Source organism: Roseixanthobacter liquoris (assembly GCF_043195135.2).
Taxonomy (GTDB): domain Bacteria; phylum Pseudomonadota; class Alphaproteobacteria; order Rhizobiales; family Xanthobacteraceae; genus NCEH01.
Window position 1 is genome coordinate 3,647,840 of the sequence record NZ_CM195537.1, and the last position, 15,528, is coordinate 3,663,367.

Annotated in this window: 20 protein-coding genes; 10 read left to right on the plus strand and 10 right to left on the minus strand. The window is 66.0% G+C overall.

Features of this window, described 5'->3' with window-relative positions:
• Positions 1-190: 190 nt before the first annotated feature.
• A complete protein-coding gene (locus V5F84_RS16545; protein ID WP_394046548.1) occupies positions 191-2,236 on the plus strand; it encodes a thioredoxin domain-containing protein in 2,046 nt (681 codons plus the stop codon).
• A complete protein-coding gene (locus tag V5F84_RS16550) occupies positions 2,229-2,657 on the plus strand; it encodes a group II truncated hemoglobin (protein WP_394046546.1) in 429 nt (142 codons plus the stop codon). The genes V5F84_RS16545 and V5F84_RS16550 overlap by 8 nt, the downstream gene beginning before the upstream one ends.
• Before the next feature lie 12 nt (positions 2,658-2,669).
• On the opposite strand, the gene V5F84_RS16555 is transcribed toward V5F84_RS16550, so the two are convergent.
• The 6 genes from V5F84_RS16555 to V5F84_RS16580 form a co-directional block, all read right to left on the minus strand.
• Positions 2,670-2,909 (minus strand): hypothetical protein, encoded by a 240-nt coding sequence (locus V5F84_RS16555; RefSeq protein ID WP_394046544.1) that lies wholly within the window; start codon positions 2,907-2,909, stop codon positions 2,670-2,672.
• Between the two features lie 86 nt (positions 2,910-2,995).
• Positions 2,996-3,238: a hypothetical protein gene (locus V5F84_RS16560; protein ID WP_394046543.1), complete on the minus strand. Its 243-nt coding sequence runs from the start codon at positions 3,236-3,238 to the stop codon at positions 2,996-2,998.
• A gap of 40 nt (positions 3,239-3,278) precedes the next feature.
• On the minus strand, positions 3,279-3,620 hold the full coding sequence (locus V5F84_RS16565) for a hypothetical protein (RefSeq protein WP_394046541.1): 342 nt from the start codon (positions 3,618-3,620) through the stop codon (positions 3,279-3,281).
• Between the two features lie 30 nt (positions 3,621-3,650).
• Positions 3,651-4,421, minus strand: a complete 771-nt coding sequence (locus V5F84_RS16570; RefSeq protein WP_394046539.1) for a dienelactone hydrolase family protein — start codon at positions 4,419-4,421, stop codon at positions 3,651-3,653.
• Positions 4,422-4,566: 145 nt separating this feature from the next.
• Entirely contained in the window at positions 4,567-4,938 is a 372-nt protein-coding gene (locus V5F84_RS16575) for a DUF59 domain-containing protein (protein ID WP_394046537.1), read from the minus strand.
• A 245-nt stretch (positions 4,939-5,183) separates the two neighbouring features.
• The gene (locus V5F84_RS16580) at positions 5,184-5,663 is read right to left on the minus strand and encodes a hypothetical protein (protein ID WP_394046535.1); all 480 of its coding nucleotides are present in this window, start codon (positions 5,661-5,663) and stop codon (positions 5,184-5,186) included.
• Between the two features lie 282 nt (positions 5,664-5,945).
• Here V5F84_RS16580 and V5F84_RS16585 point away from each other — a divergent pair, with 282 nt between their 5' ends.
• Both V5F84_RS16585 and grxD read left to right on the plus strand, forming a co-directional pair.
• Positions 5,946-6,179: a BolA/IbaG family iron-sulfur metabolism protein gene (locus tag V5F84_RS16585; RefSeq protein WP_348844609.1), complete on the plus strand. Its 234-nt coding sequence runs from the start codon at positions 5,946-5,948 to the stop codon at positions 6,177-6,179.
• 51 nt (positions 6,180-6,230) lie between these two features.
• Complete coding sequence (gene grxD, locus V5F84_RS16590; protein WP_394046533.1) at positions 6,231-6,566, plus strand: Grx4 family monothiol glutaredoxin; 336 nt, start codon at positions 6,231-6,233, stop codon at positions 6,564-6,566.
• A gap of 27 nt (positions 6,567-6,593) precedes the next feature.
• Here grxD and V5F84_RS16595 read toward each other — a convergent pair whose 3' ends face one another.
• From V5F84_RS16595 to V5F84_RS16610, 4 genes are read right to left on the minus strand one after another with little or no spacing between them, the layout of a single operon-like run.
• A complete protein-coding gene (locus V5F84_RS16595) occupies positions 6,594-7,406 on the minus strand; it encodes an ankyrin repeat domain-containing protein (RefSeq protein ID WP_394046531.1) in 813 nt (270 codons plus the stop codon).
• A 3-nt stretch (positions 7,407-7,409) separates the two neighbouring features.
• Positions 7,410-9,044 (minus strand): nitroreductase family protein, encoded by a 1,635-nt coding sequence (locus tag V5F84_RS16600; RefSeq protein ID WP_394046529.1) that lies wholly within the window; start codon positions 9,042-9,044, stop codon positions 7,410-7,412.
• Positions 9,041-9,478 (minus strand): ArsC/Spx/MgsR family protein, encoded by a 438-nt coding sequence (locus V5F84_RS16605; protein WP_394046527.1) that lies wholly within the window; start codon positions 9,476-9,478, stop codon positions 9,041-9,043. The genes V5F84_RS16600 and V5F84_RS16605 overlap by 4 nt, the downstream gene beginning before the upstream one ends.
• A gap of 9 nt (positions 9,479-9,487) precedes the next feature.
• Positions 9,488-9,922, minus strand: coding sequence for a response regulator (locus V5F84_RS16610; protein ID WP_394046525.1), 435 nt, complete (start codon positions 9,920-9,922; stop codon positions 9,488-9,490).
• 421 nt (positions 9,923-10,343) lie between these two features.
• Between V5F84_RS16610 and nifH the strand changes: the two genes are divergently transcribed.
• From nifH to V5F84_RS16640, 6 genes are all read left to right on the plus strand, one after another.
• Entirely contained in the window at positions 10,344-11,234 is an 891-nt protein-coding gene (gene nifH, locus V5F84_RS16615) for a nitrogenase iron protein (RefSeq protein WP_394065975.1), read from the plus strand.
• 199 nt (positions 11,235-11,433) lie between these two features.
• On the plus strand, positions 11,434-12,126 hold the full coding sequence (locus V5F84_RS16620; protein WP_394041735.1) for a nitrogen fixation protein NifQ: 693 nt from the start codon (positions 11,434-11,436) through the stop codon (positions 12,124-12,126).
• 15 nt (positions 12,127-12,141) lie between these two features.
• Entirely contained in the window at positions 12,142-12,651 is a 510-nt protein-coding gene (irr, locus tag V5F84_RS16625; protein ID WP_394041229.1) for a Fur family transcriptional regulator Irr, read from the plus strand.
• Positions 12,652-12,851: 200 nt separating this feature from the next.
• The gene (gene nifW, locus V5F84_RS16630; protein WP_394041230.1) at positions 12,852-13,202 is read left to right on the plus strand and encodes a nitrogenase stabilizing/protective protein NifW; all 351 of its coding nucleotides are present in this window, start codon (positions 12,852-12,854) and stop codon (positions 13,200-13,202) included.
• A 335-nt stretch (positions 13,203-13,537) separates the two neighbouring features.
• Complete coding sequence (locus V5F84_RS16635; protein ID WP_394041231.1) at positions 13,538-14,383, plus strand: electron transfer flavoprotein subunit beta/FixA family protein; 846 nt, start codon at positions 13,538-13,540, stop codon at positions 14,381-14,383.
• A 24-nt stretch (positions 14,384-14,407) separates the two neighbouring features.
• A complete protein-coding gene (locus V5F84_RS16640) occupies positions 14,408-15,514 on the plus strand; it encodes an electron transfer flavoprotein subunit alpha/FixB family protein (protein WP_394041232.1) in 1,107 nt (368 codons plus the stop codon).
• The last annotated feature ends 14 nt before the right edge of the window (positions 15,515-15,528 follow it).

Genomic DNA, 15,528 nt, shown 5'->3' on the forward strand with positions numbered 1-15,528 from the left:
TCGCCTTCGCGCCAGACCGGTGAAGATGCGACGTCCCCATGTCGGATTTCCTTCATGCTGAACCCCAAATCTGGACTGGATTTGGACCGGGCTCGGAAAAACTCCCGCGTTTCTGGCAAGCCGCTCCGATGGCGAGCAAATTGCTTTGTCCCCGCCAGCGAAGATGTGCGGCAAGGGAAGCGGCCGGGTCATGAATCAACTGTCGGGCGAAACCAGTCCCTACCTGCTGCAGCACAAGGACAATCCCGTCCACTGGCGGGTGTGGGGCGAGGCGGCGCTTGCTGCGGCGCAGGCGGCAGACAAGCCGATCCTGCTCTCCATCGGCTACGCCGCGTGCCATTGGTGTCATGTCATGGCGGCGGAAAGCTTCGAGAATGCGGAGACCGCGGCCCTGGTGAACGAGCTGTTCGTTCCCATCAAGGTGGACCGCGAGGAGCGCCCGGACCTCGACCTGATCTATCAGAACGCCCTCACCCTGCTCGGCCAACGTGGCGGCTGGCCGCTGACCATGTTCCTGACCCCGCAGGGCGAGCCGTTCTGGGGCGGCACTTATTATCCGCCCGAAAGCCGCTACGGGCGCCCGGCGTTTCGCGACATGCTGGCACGCGCGGCGCAGGTCTATTCCGCCCAGAAGGACACGGTGGAGAAGAACACCAAGGCGCTGCGCGAGGGCCTCGCCCGCCTGTCCGAGCCGCCGCCGGACAATCTCCTGACCCCCGATATATTGGACGAAATCTGCCTCAAATTCTCAGACCTCATCGACGAGGTGGACGGCGGCATCGGACAGGCGCCGAAATTCCCCCAATCCCCCGTGCTCGCGCTCCTGTGGCGCGGCTATAAACGCACCGGCAAGGCCAAGCTGCGGGACGGGGTGCTGCTGACGCTGGATCGCATGTCGCAAGGCGGGATCTACGATCATCTCGGCGGCGGCTATTCGCGCTATTCCACCGACAACGCGTGGCTGGTCCCGCATTTCGAGAAGATGCTGTACGACAACGCCCAATTGGTCGAGTTGCTGACCTGGGCCTGGCAGGAAACGGGCAATCCGCTCTATGCCGCGCGCATCACGGAAACCGTGTCCTGGATGCTGCGCGAGATGCGCGTGGACGGCGGTGCGTTCGCGGCGGCTCTCGATGCCGACAGCGAGCACGAGGAGGGCAAATTCTACGTCTGGACCGCCGCCGAGGTCGAACGCGTGCTCGGCCCCGAAGCTGCGCTCTTCAAGGCCCATTACGACGTGCACCGGATCGGCAATTGGGAGGGGCGCAGCATCCTCAATCGCTCCGAGAAGCCGGACCTTGCCGATGCCGCCATCGAATCCCGCCTGGCCGCCGCGCGCGAAAAGCTGCTTGCGGCGCGCGCGGGTCGCGTGCGTCCGGGGCGCGATCACAAGGTGCTGGCCGATTGGAACGGCCTTGCCATCGGCGCGCTGTGCCTCGCCGGCGGCGCCTTGGGGCGGGAGGACTGGATCGCGGCAGCGGCGGAGGCGTTCGCCTTCATCCTGGCGCAGATGACCGATGCACAAGGCCGCCTCCGCCATTCTTGGTGCACGGGGAGGACCCATCCCGGCCTGCTGGATGATTATGCCGCCATGAGCCGGGCCGCGCTGACGCTCTACCAGACGCGCACGGATCCCTATTATCTCGCCTGCGCGGAAACCTGGGTGGAGCTTCTGGAAGCCCATTTCCGCGACGACGCGCGCGGTGGGTATTTCCTCAACCCCGACGATGCGCCGGGTCTCATCACGCGCATCCGCAATGCGTTCGACCATGCGACCCCCTCCGGCAATGGCATGATGGTGGAGGTCTTCTCCTCCCTCTTCCTGCTGACAGGGAAAGAGGAATATCGCGCCCGCGCCGAGCGGCAGATCGGCGCCTTCGCCGGCGAGGTGGCGCGCAATGCGATTCCCCTCGCGGCATTTCTCAGCGGCCTCGATGCCTTCGCCAACAGCGTGCAGATCGTCATCCGCGCCGGGACCGGAACGCGCGAATTGCTGGAGGCCGTGAACGCCTGCTGCATCCCCAACCGCGTGCTGCGCGTGCTGGGCGCCGGCGAGCACCCCCCGCCCGGTCATCCCGCCTGCGGCAAGGAGAGCATTTCCGGCAAGGCGACGGCCTATGTGTGCATCGGCGAGACCTGCTCGCTGCCGGTCACCGACCCGGAACTCTTGCAAATCGCCCTTTCGGGCCGGAAGGCCCCGCCGGTGGGCCAAAATCTGGAGGTGAGCCATGTCTGACGTGGCGGTCCAAATCTCGATGTTCGAGCGTCTCGGCGGTGCGATAACCATCGATCGCCTGGTGGAAGCCTTCTATCGCCGCATGGACACGCTGGAGCAGGCCCGCGACATTCGCGCCATGCACGCGGCGGACCTCTCGGCAACCAAGGCGCTGCTGAAGCGCTATCTGTGCGAATGGACCGGCGGGCCGAAACTCTATTCCGTGGAGAAGGGTCATCCGCGCCTGCGCCAACGCCACATGGGCTTCAAGATCGGCAATGCGGAGCGAGATGCGTGGCTGGCCTGCATGCGCGGCGCGCTGGAGGAAACCGTCGCGGACGCGGCCGCCCGCCGGGAAATAGACGACGCGCTGACGAAGCTTGCCGACTGGATGCGCAACCAGGCCGACAATCCCCACGATTCCGGCCACGCCCGGCCGTGAGCCCGCCGGCGCCTAAAGGGGGACGCCGAAGAACTCCTCGTCCGCCCCGCCCCAGGCCTTGTGCAGGGCCAGGGCATTGCGCCAGCGCGCGAGTTCGGCCTCATCGGCGGAGCGATGGGTGATCTTGCCGTCCGGCCGCTCCGCCAGCAGATAGGCCTTGCCATTGCGCAGGAAGCGCTGAAGATCCTTGGTGTCGACGGGTCGCACCACGCAGCGTGGCGCCTCGTCGATGAGGATGGTGGTCGGCATCATGACACGTCTCCCATCATCAAGCTTTGCCTTCGAGCTTGTCCTCGCCCCTAAAGAGCGCGCGGACGCCGCGCGCTCCGGGAGGGACCTCAGAACCCCTCGTCCCTCTGTCCCCAGGGATGCGATCCCGGCACCAGTTCCGCTTTGATCCCCGCCTTCGCGATATCCGCGAGGGTGCGATAGAACGTGGCTTCGTGGACCAGCGTGCCGCCCTTGGTGGTGATGGCCACATAACGCGCCACCGGATCGCTTTCGCAGACATAGCCGCCGCCCGGATCTCGGGTTTCGCGCACATTGCCGTTCCAGTCCACGAAGAAGCCCTCAAGCGACATCTATTCCTCCAATGAAAATGAATTCCGCCATTTCGTCCGGCTAAGGTTCCGCGTCCGCATCCTCGGACGCGAGCTGTTTCAAGGCGGTTTCGACGATGTCCCGGCAGGCGAGCAGGCGCAGATAGTCGCCCCGCTCGATTGTCACCGGCTCCGCATGGCTCAGGTCGCCCACCCCCGGGTCGCCCTCACACGGGCGGGCTGCAGCGGCGGCCTCGAACAACACTTTTTCGAGCTGGTAGATGCGTTCGCTGGCCCGCTCCAGATACGGCACCGGATTGTTGCGGACATTGGCCTCGTGCAGGGCGGGCAGGCTCAGCAGGGTGCGCAGGCGGCGCGCCGCCGTGCGCTTATCCGCTCCAAAGTCAGCCTTGATGATGCTCATGATCACCTCCGCGGCACGCCCCGCAGGGCCTTAATCCAGCGGCGGGCCGAGATCGTCGTCGGCGCTCTTCTTGGTCTTCTTCTTCTCCACCTTGGCCTGCGCATACATGCCCGAATTCTTCAGCGCGATCGGCGCCTGGCCTTCGACAAATTGGGAGATCCAGAACAAGGTCCGCTCGAGCGCCTGCGCGGCGGAGGCCGCGTGATAGCTGCCACGCTCGTCGCAAACGAAACCGTGGGTGGCGCCGGGATAGGTGAAGGCGCTCACATTGGGATGGGAGGCGCGGAACTGTTCCACCTGCTCAATGGGAATCAGGGGATCATTCTCCGCGAAATGCAGCAAGGTCGGCACCTTGCGCTTCTCGCCCTGGGTCTCGACGATGCCGGGGCCATAATAGGAGATCACGCAGGCGATGCCCGACACCGCGTTCGCGGCCGCATAAGCCATGTTGCCCCCGCAGGAATAGCCGACGATCGCGACCTTTCCAGTGTCCTTCACCGCATCGACGCTCGCCTGGATATCGGCGAGCGCTTTTGCGTCGTCCAATTGCTCCAGCACCGCGAGACCCGCCGAGAACCCTTCCTCGTCATAGCTCAACGCCACCCCGGTCTGCACTCGGTCGAACAGCGACGGGGCGATGGCGACATATCCTTTGGCCGCGAAGCCATCGGCGATCTTCCGGATGTGCGGATTGACGCCGAACAATTCATGCAGAATGACGACAGCCCCCTTGGGTTCTTCCACAGGGTCGGCCCGATAGGCCGAAAAGGCATGTCCGTCGGAAGCAACAAGCTCGATCATGGCATCCTCAATTCTTGCCCGTCGATGATTGACGAAGGGCATTGCGTGCGTGATCCGCCCAGCCTCGGTCATTCGGACGGCGGATAAGGTGCCAGGCTCGCGCCCAGAAAATTCAGTTCTTATTCCTTGGATGATCCCCGGCGCGTTAAAGCAACCCGAGCTCCAGCTGCACGTCCTCCGACATGCGGGAATTATCCCACGGGGGGTCGAATACGAGCTTGATGGTGGCGCCCGAGATTCCCTCGACGCCGACCACCGCCTTCTCCACCCAGTTCAGCAATTCGCCGGCCACCGGGCAGCCGGGAGCGGTCAGGGTCATGTCGATCTCCACATGGCCGTCCGGCATAACGTCGATGCGGTAGATAAGCCCGAGATCATAGACGTTCACCGGAATCTCGGGATCGTGCACGGTGCGGATGGCGGCGATGATCCCTTCCATCAGGGCCCCGTCCTCGCCGCTCGCGGATCCGGCTTCGGAGGTCGCCTGCGGTGCGCCGCGATCATCGAGCTGTGTCATCGGCCTGCCACCCTCTCGCCAACCGGCTGCCCTGTTGGATTTGCGACCTTGGCGGCAATGAGACATGGCGGTGAACCGACACGGCACGAGCGCGGCACAAGCAGAATGCCGGCACCCGTCGGTTTGCGGAGCGTATTCGCCGGCATCCTGAAGGTTTTCACCAAGCTCATCACGAATTTCGGTCCCACGCCGGCCCCGCCGGGCCGCCTATGGAAGGTACGTGCAAGCCCGATGCCATGCCGGTGTCAGGCGATGCCCTGCGCCAGCGCCTCGATCACGGTCCAGCCGACCGCGCCCGCAGGATCCAGCTGGCGCAGCGCCCTGAGAATTTCCTGCGTGCGCGCCGGCTGGTTCTGTCGCAGATGGATGAAGGCGAGCGCCTTCAGCGTATAGAGCGCGAACCGCCCGGCGCCCTCGGGCAGGTTCCGTTCGGGCCGCCACTGTCGCCAGTCCTCGTCCCAGCCGGCCTGCCGCGCGGCCTCGCGCAATCCGCTTTCGGCCACGGCCTGGGCCTCGTCCAGGTTTCCCTGGTAAGTGTGGATCTTGTAAAGGCAGAAATAGATCGGCAGTTCGCCCGGCGCCGCCGCGAGCGCCTGACGGAACAGGCCGTCGGCGCGCACGTGATCCTGCCGGTAGGCGGCGACGCCCTGCTGGAGCAGGGCATCGATCTCCGCCGGCAATTCGCCGAAATTAATGGGGTCGGGATCCCGCAAAAGCTCGATCATCGGCGGCTCGCTCAAGTGGACGGCGCCGGATCGGTCAGCCGATGCCCGCGCAGGTTCACCCGCTCCAAGCAAGAGCCGGGCCGCCGCCAAGCCTTGCCGGCCCTTGATCCGGAGCGCCGCAGCTGTCGGCAATGCGACATGGCCCGGACATTGTGTCCGCCGCGCGCCGCACGCGCTTCGACGCCCGGCCGGGAATTCAGTGTTTGCGGGCTTGGTTCGGGCATTGAGCGGGTGGTTTGAACCTTGCAGAGGCAAGACCGCGACAGCTGGAGAGCGACGACGATGGCAATGGTCGGGTCCGACATCGAGCGCCTCATCAAGGAGGCATTCCCCGAAGCGCAAGTCATCATCGTGGATCTCGCGGGCGACGGCGATCATTTCGCCGCCCGCGTGACGAGCGAGACCTTCCGGGGAAAGAGCCGGGTGCAGCAGCACAAGATGGTCTACGACGCGCTTCAGGGGCACATGGGCGGGACGCTGCATGCGCTCGCCCTCGAAACCATCGTGCCCGCCTGAAGCGGCTGCGACGGGCGGTTCAATTCATCTCATCGGGAAGAGGATAAGTTGATGGCAAGTTCCACCGCAGAGCGCATCGCCGGCCTCGTCGGCGCCCATGATGTCGTGCTTTTCATGAAGGGTATTCCGGCGGCGCCCCAATGCGGCTTCTCCGCCACCGTCGTGCAGATCCTCTCCCGGCTCGAAGTGCCGTTCGAGAGCGTGGACGTGCTGGCCGATTATGAGATCCGCGAAGGCATCAAGGCCTTCTCCAGCTGGCCGACGATCCCCCAGCTCTACGTCAAGGGCGAGTTCATCGGCGGCTGCGACATCGTGCGGGAGATGTTCCAGGCCGGCGAACTCTCCACCCTTCTCGCGGAGAAGGGCGTGGCCGTCGCCGCGCTCTGAAGAGACGCCGGTTCCGCCCCGCGGTGGTCACGCGGCGGGGCGGCCGCCCGGTTCCGCGATGCCAGCCTCCGCAGGCCGGGCCCGGCTCGCCCGGCGCAGCAGCGTGAGGCATTCGACATTTCCCGCCAGATCGAGGGCCGTGAACCCGTCCAGGGTCTCGGGGCGGATGTCCGCGCCGCGCTCCAGCAGGCGCGCGACCACATCGGAGAGGCCGGCGGAGGACGCATACATCAGCGCTGTCGCCCCATTGTCGTTGGCGGTGTCGAGATCGATCCCGCTTGCCACCAGCAGGTCGATCATGTCGAAATGCCGGCCGACGCAGGCGAGCCAGAGGGCCGTGTTGCCGTCGGCGTTGCGGGCATCGAGCACGGCCCCCGCCGCGATCAGCGCCTCCGCCATGTCGAGCGCACCCGTGTGGGCGGCTTTCATCAGCGGCGTCGTCCCGTTGCCGATGGTGCCCTCCACCGCGCCCGGCGCAAATCCCTGCGCCTGGAGCCAGGCGTCGAGCTCGGCGGGAAGCGTTCGCGCAGCCGGCGGGCGCTGGCGCCATGCCTCGAACCCGCCATCCAGGCTATAAACCTGAGAAAAGCCGAAGTCGGAGAAGGCCTGCGCATATTCCTGGCTGGCATTGCCGTGATAGCAATAGATCAGGATCGGCTGATCCTTCGGCGTGCCCACGAGCATCGGGCCGAGATCGGAAAACGAAACCCGCACCGCGCCGTCGATCCGGGCCGCCCCGAAAGAGATTGGATCGCGCGCATCCAGGACGAGCGGGGCGCCACACAGCAGGCCCTCGGCCTCGGCGATACCGACGCGGCGGAATGGAATGCGCTCTCGCATGATCTATCCTCGTACGGAAATGGGAGGCCGGCCGTCATAGGCGGGTAAGGTGGTGATCCGATCGTCGCTCAGCGGACGTCCGACCGTGAAATGATAGAGGCTCTGGAATTCCAGCGTGGCGAGGCCCAGCAGCTCGTGCAGGGCATCGTCGAAAAAGCAGCCGATGCCGGTGCCGCGCAGCCCCGCCGCTTCAGCCTCCAGATAGAGGACATGGCCGAGCAGTCCGGCTTCCCAGTGCAACTGGCGATAGCGCGCAGGATCGGCGCGGATCGGGCCCTCCAATTCCGCCAGCATGCTCATGGCAAAGCAACTGTCGCCGGCAATGGCCTGATGGCAGCTCACGGTGCGCGCGACGCCCCGGCAATCGCTCTGCACCAGGCGCACCAGCGGCAGGTGAGCAGGCGCATCCTCAACGGGCTCCCAGGTGAAATCCGCCCGCAACCCCGCCCGCAGCGCGCGGCCGGCCGCCTCTGAGCGCGGAAGGGCATAGAGGCCCGGCGCCAATCCCTCCACCCGATGGACAAACAGGACGGGATGCAGGCGAGGGGCATGCTCCCAGATATCCCACGGCGCGGCGGCACGGGGCAGCAGCGCGTCCAGCATCCTGAGGAAGGCGGCACGCGGCATTTCGAACCGGCTGTCGAAGCGTTGGGCGCTGCGCCGTCCGATCAGGATCTCCGCCGCCCGTGCCTCGCCGGCCCCGGCCAGGATGGGAAGCGGCGGCACGGCGGCGGGCAGGAACGGACGCCCCGTTGCGCGCGTCGCCCGGCTCACCTCCGCGATGATGGGCCAGCGATACAGCGGGTGCGGGTCCAGCCGGTTCGCGCGGCCGGTCCATTCGCCATCCGCAAGGAAGCCATCGAGGAACGCCGCGTCATCGGAGCCGCGCGGCATCGCGCCCGGTTCGACGGCCACGAGAATGTCCGCTTCCTCCGGTTCCACACCGGAGAAATCGGCGGCACGATCCAGCCCCATCAGCGCCGCCAAGCGCGCATCCTCGCAGCCTTCCACCACGCGCACGCGCCATCCCAGCGCGCCCGCCGCGTAACGCAGCGCGCCGAGGGCGTGGCCGATATCGAGCTGGCAATAGCGGAAAGCGCGCTCGCCATATTTCCACGCCTCGCGCCAATGCACCGAGCTGAGGCCGATCCAGAGGCGCGGCATCCCTCCGGGCGGCTTCGGCGCACGGCAACGCTGCTCCAGCGCATGATCGCAGCTGACATAATGATGCACCCCGTCGGCGAGGCCCGACACATTGGCAGTGAGTGCATAGACCTCGGTCGGGTGAAGATTGCCGCTGGAAGGATTGCAGCGCAGCGCCCAGCGGTCCGGCCCAAACTCCTTCCAGGCCGCAAGCCCGAATGAGATTTCCAGCAGCAGGCCGACGCCTTCGGCGCTCAGCGCAACGGGTCGCGACAGGCCATCGTGGATCTGGGCGAAGCGCGTTTCCAGCCGGTGCGCGGCGAGCGGAAGCGCCACGCGCGGGGTGCCTGCGAAGACACGGAAGGGATCCGGCTGCGCGTCCCAATCCAGCGTTTCCGGCCCAGGCGCATAGCGCGCCAGCGTGTGCTTGGTCCGTGCGTGATACGCGAGGACCGTATCGACCGCGCTCAAGGCCTCCGGGGCGGCGATCGTCATGCCTCGGCAACCGATGGTTCCGGCTCAGGACACCCGCCCGGAGCCTCCGGCCGGGTGCATGCCTGCACCGCTTTCAGCGCCTCCGCATCGCGCAGCCAGGAGGTGACGGGCTCGCGATCGAACCCGGCGCAGCGCTGCGTGCCGCGCTCCACCAGCGGGCGCCGGATCAGCAGCGGGTCGGCCAGCATCAGCGCCAGCGCGGACGCCGCGTCCAGCCGCTCCGGCAAGATCTCGCCGGACTTCACCCGCGGCGCCGCCGGATTGAACCAGCTCGTGACCGGCGTATCGCCGAAGAAGCCGAGCAAACGTTCGCCTGTCCAGGGTTCGGTCAGCAGATTGCGCGCCTCCACGCGATACCCGGCGCGCTCCAGCATGGCGATCTGGCGGGCGTTGGTACCGCAGCCGGGCTTTTGAAAGAACACGATCGCGGACACCCTCGCCCCCTATCGCATGAAGCCGAGTTGCACGATCGGCTGCGCACCGCCGCGCCCGAGGATCGTGTCCACCTTCTTGCGCACGGATTCGAGCGTCAGCGGCTTCACCAGCGCGCCATGGGCGCCGGCCTTGATGCCGTCCACCGCCGTCGCCTCCTGCGCCTTGTCGCAGACGATGAGAATGCGCACGCCGGGGAATTTGGCGTTGAGATCGCTCACGAGGTTGGTTCCCCGCTCGCTGAGGAAGGACACCCCAAGCAGCACCACGTCCGGCTTCAGCCAGCCGACGCCCTTCTCATACGCCTCTTCGGGGGTGGCGAGTTCGTGCGTCTCGATTTCATCGTGCAGCATGAATTGCAGGGCGGCGCGCGTGATCTCATCCTGATCGACAACGAACACGCGCCGCTGATCCACGGCCTTTGATGTTTCGACACCAATCTGCATGTCACCCTCGCTGGCGTGTCGCGGCACCTCTTCGCGTCCGCGTTCCGCACCGGTCGAAGCAAGTTCCGTTCCGCTCGCGCGTCATCAGGATTCGCGCGGGGTCGCAAGGCCTTCCATACCGCCCCGCACCCGCCCGCTTGTTTCCTTTGTGACAGCGCCGCGCCCGCTGTCCGATTCAGGACACAGCCCCCGACAAGCAAAACGCCGGATTTTTCATTTATAAATCAGCAAATTACTGAATATCGCGATCTGGCATGCGGTTTGCTGAAGAAATCCTGCACGGCGAGTGAGGGCTGAGTGCACGCAGACGCGACGACGAGCGATGCGCTCCTTCCCGTAACCGGCGAGCCTGTTTGTGAGCGAGGAACATTCACGCCCTGCGCGTGGTGGTCATTGGCAATCGGTTCGAAGGAAACCAATCATGTCGTCACTACGACAAATCGCATTTTACGGTAAGGGGGGCATCGGCAAGTCGACCACCTCCCAGAATACGCTGGCGGCGCTCGCCGAGATGGGACACAAGATCCTCATCGTCGGCTGCGATCCCAAGGCGGATTCCACGCGCCTCATCCTGCACGCCAAGGCGCAGGACACCATCCTCAGCCTCGCGGCGGCTGCCGGCAGCGTCGAGGACCTGGAACTTGAGGAAGTGATGAAGGTCGGCTACCGCGACATCCGTTGCGTGGAGTCCGGCGGTCCCGAGCCCGGCGTCGGCTGCGCCGGCCGCGGCGTCATCACCTCCATCAACTTCCTGGAGGAGAACGGCGCCTACGAAGACATCGACTATGTCTCCTACGACGTGCTCGGCGACGTGGTGTGCGGCGGCTTCGCCATGCCCATCCGCGAGAACAAGGCGCAGGAAATCTACATCGTCATGTCCGGCGAGATGATGGCCATGTATGCGGCCAACAACATCTCCAAGGGCATTCTCAAATACGCCAATTCCGGCGGCGTGCGGTTGGGCGGGCTCGTCTGCAACGAGCGCCAGACCGACAAGGAGCTGGAACTGGCGGAAGCCATGGCGAAGAAGCTCGGCACGCATCTGATCTACTTCGTGCCGCGCGACAACATCGTGCAGCACGCCGAGCTGCGCCGCATGACCGTGCTCGAATACGCTCCGGACTCGGTGCAGGCGGGCCATTACCGCTCGCTGGCCACCAAGATCCATGCCAACGGCGGCAAGGGCATCATCCCGACCCCGATCACCATGGACGAGCTGGAAGACATGCTCATGGAGCACGGCATCATGAAGGCCGTGGACGAAACCGTCGTCGGCAAGACCGCCGCCGAACTGGCCGCAATGTCCGCCTGATCGACCCACGTCGTCACGCACACGATGCCGGCCCACGGGCCGGCATCTCCCCCAGATATCATGAGCCGGCGAAAACAATCGCCGCAACCGGGCCGGAGACAACCACAGGCGGGCTGCACGACGGCCTTTGGAGCGCAACGTGACCCAGACCGCGACACGAGAGGATAGGATCGACCCGGACCTCGGCTTCCTGCGCCCCCTGTCGCAGCTGACGCGGGTCCGCGATCAGGCCGAACATCCCGGCATCGCGGCCTATCGCATGCTCACCGGCATCGCCCCCGACGCGGCCATCGCCGACGACGACATCGCCTTCGACCGGCACGTGCTGGCATCGATCCTCGCGGCAGCGGCCATGGAAGGCACGCCGGTCGCGGAACGGGTCGGCCTTGCGCCCTGCGAATTGTCCGAACTCATCGACCAATGGTTTCCGCTGGCGCGCACGCGCACGGTCGCCTGGCTGTCGCAGGCCGCCGCGCCGGTGGACGAAGAGGTTGCGATGGTGCGCGACCTCCTGCTCGCCAAATGCTCGACCAACGGAGACACGGGCCGCTGGCTCGCTGCCATGATCGCCCGCCGGGCCATGGAGCCAAACCATCTTTGGGAAGATCTCGGCCTGCGCGCGCGCGGCGAACTCTCCCGCCTCATCGCCCGCCATTTCGCCCCGCTCGCGGCCCGCAACACCAACAACATGCGCTGGAAGCGCCTGTTCTATCGCATGCTGTGCGAAGACGACGGCTTCGTCATGTGCTCCACGCCGGTCTGCACCCAATGCAATGACTTCGCCCTCTGCTTCGGGGACGAGAGCGGTGAAAGCCGGATGGCGGACCGCCGCCGATCGCTGGCCCGCGCGGCCGTTCCCGCGGGCGATATCGCCTCCTCCCAGCCCTCCTGACCAATGGTGCGCCCGATGGAAGACATGCACGCCCACCCGTCCTGCGAACCGACCGACATCGACCCGGATCTGGACCTGGAGTTGCGGTTGATGTGGCGGCGAAGCAAGCAGGAAGACCGGGGCTGGGTCGATTGCGGCGGCATGCTGCGCCGCGCCGGCCTGCGACCCACCCGCCAGCGGATCGTGCTCGGGCGGCTGCTGTTCTCGAAGGGCCACCGGCACATCACCGCCGGCATCCTCCACGAGGAGACCCAGAAGGCGCGCGTGCCCATGTCGCTCGCCACGGTCTACAACACGCTGAACCATTTCACGGAAGCCGGTCTGCTGCGCCGGATCGGCATCGACGGGGCGACCGCCTTCTACGATACCAATCCGAGCCAGCATCACCATTTCTACATCGAGGACGAGAACACCCTGTGCGACATCCCCGCCGACAGCGTTGTGATCGACCGGCTGCCGCAGATCCCCGATGGGTTTGAAGTGTCGGGGATCGACGTGGTGGTGCGGCTGCGCCGGCGGCTGTGAGCACGGCCCCGTCTGGCTGGACGGCCGCCGTTGTCGCAATCTCGACATCGACCGACGTTTTGAAAAATTCTAAATATCATAGACTTACGCCGTTCCGGCCCATTGGCATGCAGGTTGCTTTTTCAAACCCGGCGCCGGGCGCCCCGGCGGGGCGCGATGCCCGCGCCGCGATGGCGCAACACGTGCGAAGGAGACACGCGATGAGCAGTTCCGCAGGATCGGTGAGCAATGCGCCGCGCGTGCTCGAACACTTGAATAAAGCCTCGTCCGCCGAAGATTTCTTCACCCTCCTCGGGGTCGAATACGATCCGCTGGTGCTCAATGTGGCGCGCCTGCACATTCTGCGCCGCATGGGGCAATATCTCGCCAGCGAGGATTTCGCGGGCCAGAGCGAAGAGGCCGTCACCGAGCGCTGCAAGGCGGTGCTGGAACAGGCCTATGCGGACTTCGTCGCCTCCTCCCCCATCGATCAGCGGGTGTTCAAGGTGCTGAAGGATGCCGTCGCGCCGGCCAAGCCGAAGGCCATGGTTCAGCTGAACGTCCTCAAGTAATCGAACCGTCCCGCGGCGTTTTCACCAGTATCGCCCGGCCGCCTCTCCCGCACGCGGGATGAGGCGGCCGTCTGCGTTTCTGATGCCGCCGGAATCGGTGCGCGTTCCTGGCGCCGCACCGGCGATCCCACACACCGCGTCCGATCTCGCCGCCGGCTGTCGTATTCCCGACGCGTTCGGCCCGCTTTTGTCAGCGCCCGCTGGCCCGCAGCGCGACACACTCCCCTCCATGCCTGCAACCAACTGAATTCGATCGATAATTTATTTCTTGTCCCACTTGGTACGACACTTGCGTTTGTCTTCTTCGAACTGTCAGACATGCGCGGAGCAACCGAATGCATATCGTCGTCTGCATCAAGCAGGTTCCAGACTCGGCGCAAATCCGCGTCCACCCCGTGACGAACACGATCATGCGTCAGGGCGTGCCGACCATCATCAATCCCTATGATCTGTTCGCGCTCGAAGCGGCGCTCGCCCTGCGCGATCAGTTCGGCGGCGAGGTGACCGTTCTCACCATGGGGCCGCCCTCGGCCGAGGACAGCCTGCGCAAGGCGCTCACCTTCGGCGCCGACCGGGCGGTGCTGCTGACCGACCGCTTCTTCGCCGGCGCCGATACGCTCGCCACCACCTATGCCCTGGCCACTGCCGTGCGCAAGATCGGCGAGACCTTCGGTGCCCCCGACCTGATCTTCACCGGCAAGCAGACCATCGACGGCGACACCGCCCAGGTCGGGCCCGGCATCGCCAAGCGCCTCGGCCTGCTGCAGCTCACCTATGTGGCGAAGATCAATACGCTGGACCTGGAAGCGCGCACCATCGAGGCCGAGCGCCGCTCGGAAGGCGGCGTGCAGGTGCTGAAGACCCGGCTGCCGTGCCTCATCACCATGCTGGAAGCGACCAACGAGATCCGGCGCGGCGGCATGGAAGACGCCCTGCGGGCGGCGCGCGCCACCATCGTGAAATGGAGCGCGCAGGACGCCGGCGTGGAGGACATCACCAAATGCGGCCTGCGCGGCTCGCCGACCATCGTGAAGCGCGTGTTCGCTCCGCCGCCGCGCGCGGAAAAGGTGGCGCTGGTGGATTTCTCCGCCCGGCCGCCGGCCGAGGCGCTGATCGACGACATCTTCAAGCGCCAGCCCAAGCTCGAAGCCGAGCTGGGGACCCTGGCGCGCGGCTATTGAGCGAAGGACGAGGGAACCACGGCGATGAGCGAACCAACCAAAGCGCCCGCCCCGGCCGCAGGCCGCGCGGCAACCAAGAAGGAGCTCCCCGAGCACTTCAAGGCCTATAAGCATGTGTGGGTGTTCATCGAACAGGAGCGCGGCGTCGTTCATCCGGTCTCCTGGGAATTGCTCGGCGCCGGCCGCATCCTCGCCGACAAGCTCAAGGTGGAGCTGGCGGCGGTGGTGATCGGTCCCGAGGGCGAAGCCACGCGCAGCGCCGCCGCGGAATCCTTCTGCTATGGCGCCGACCTCGCCTATGTGGTGGCCGACAACCTCCTCGCCGATTATCGCAACGAGGCCTATACCAAGGCGCTCACCGACGTGGTGAACACCTATAAGCCGGAAATCCTGTTGCTCGGCGCGACCACGCTCGGCCGCGACCTTGCCGGCTCGGTGGCGACCACGCTGCTGACCGGCCTCACCGCCGACTGCACCGACCTGGACGTGGACGCCGACGGCTCGCTCGCCGCGACCCGGCCGACGTTCGGCGGTTCGCTTCTGTGCACCATCTATACCCTCAACTATCGTCCGCAGATGGCGACCATCCGCCCGCGCGTCATGTCCATGCCGGAGCGCGTGGAGAAGATGGCGGGCCGCATCATCACCCACCCGCTGGGGATGATCGAGGACGACATCGTCACCAAGGTCCTCGCCTTCATGCCGGATCGCGATTCCGCGAAATCCAACCTCGCCTATGCGGACGTGGTGGTGGCGGGCGGCCTCGGCCTGGGCTCGCCGGAGAATTTCCAGCTGGTGCGCCAGCTCGCCGGCGTGCTCGGCGCGGAATACGGCTGCTCGCGCCCGCTGGTGCAGAAGGGCTGGGTCACGTCCGACCGGCAGATCGGCCAGACCGGCAAGACCATCCGGCCGAAGCTCTATATCGCCGCCGGCATTTCCGGGGCGATCCAGCATCGCGTCGGCGTGGAGGGGGCGGACATGATCGTCGCCATCAACACCGATCCCAACGCGCCGATCTTCCAATTCGCCCACGTGGGCATCGTCACCGATGCGATCCGGCTCCTGCCGGCGCTGACCGAGGCCTTTCGGGCGCGCCTGTCGCCCCATTCGCGCGACCGGATCGCAAGCTGAAGGAGGAGCGTGCC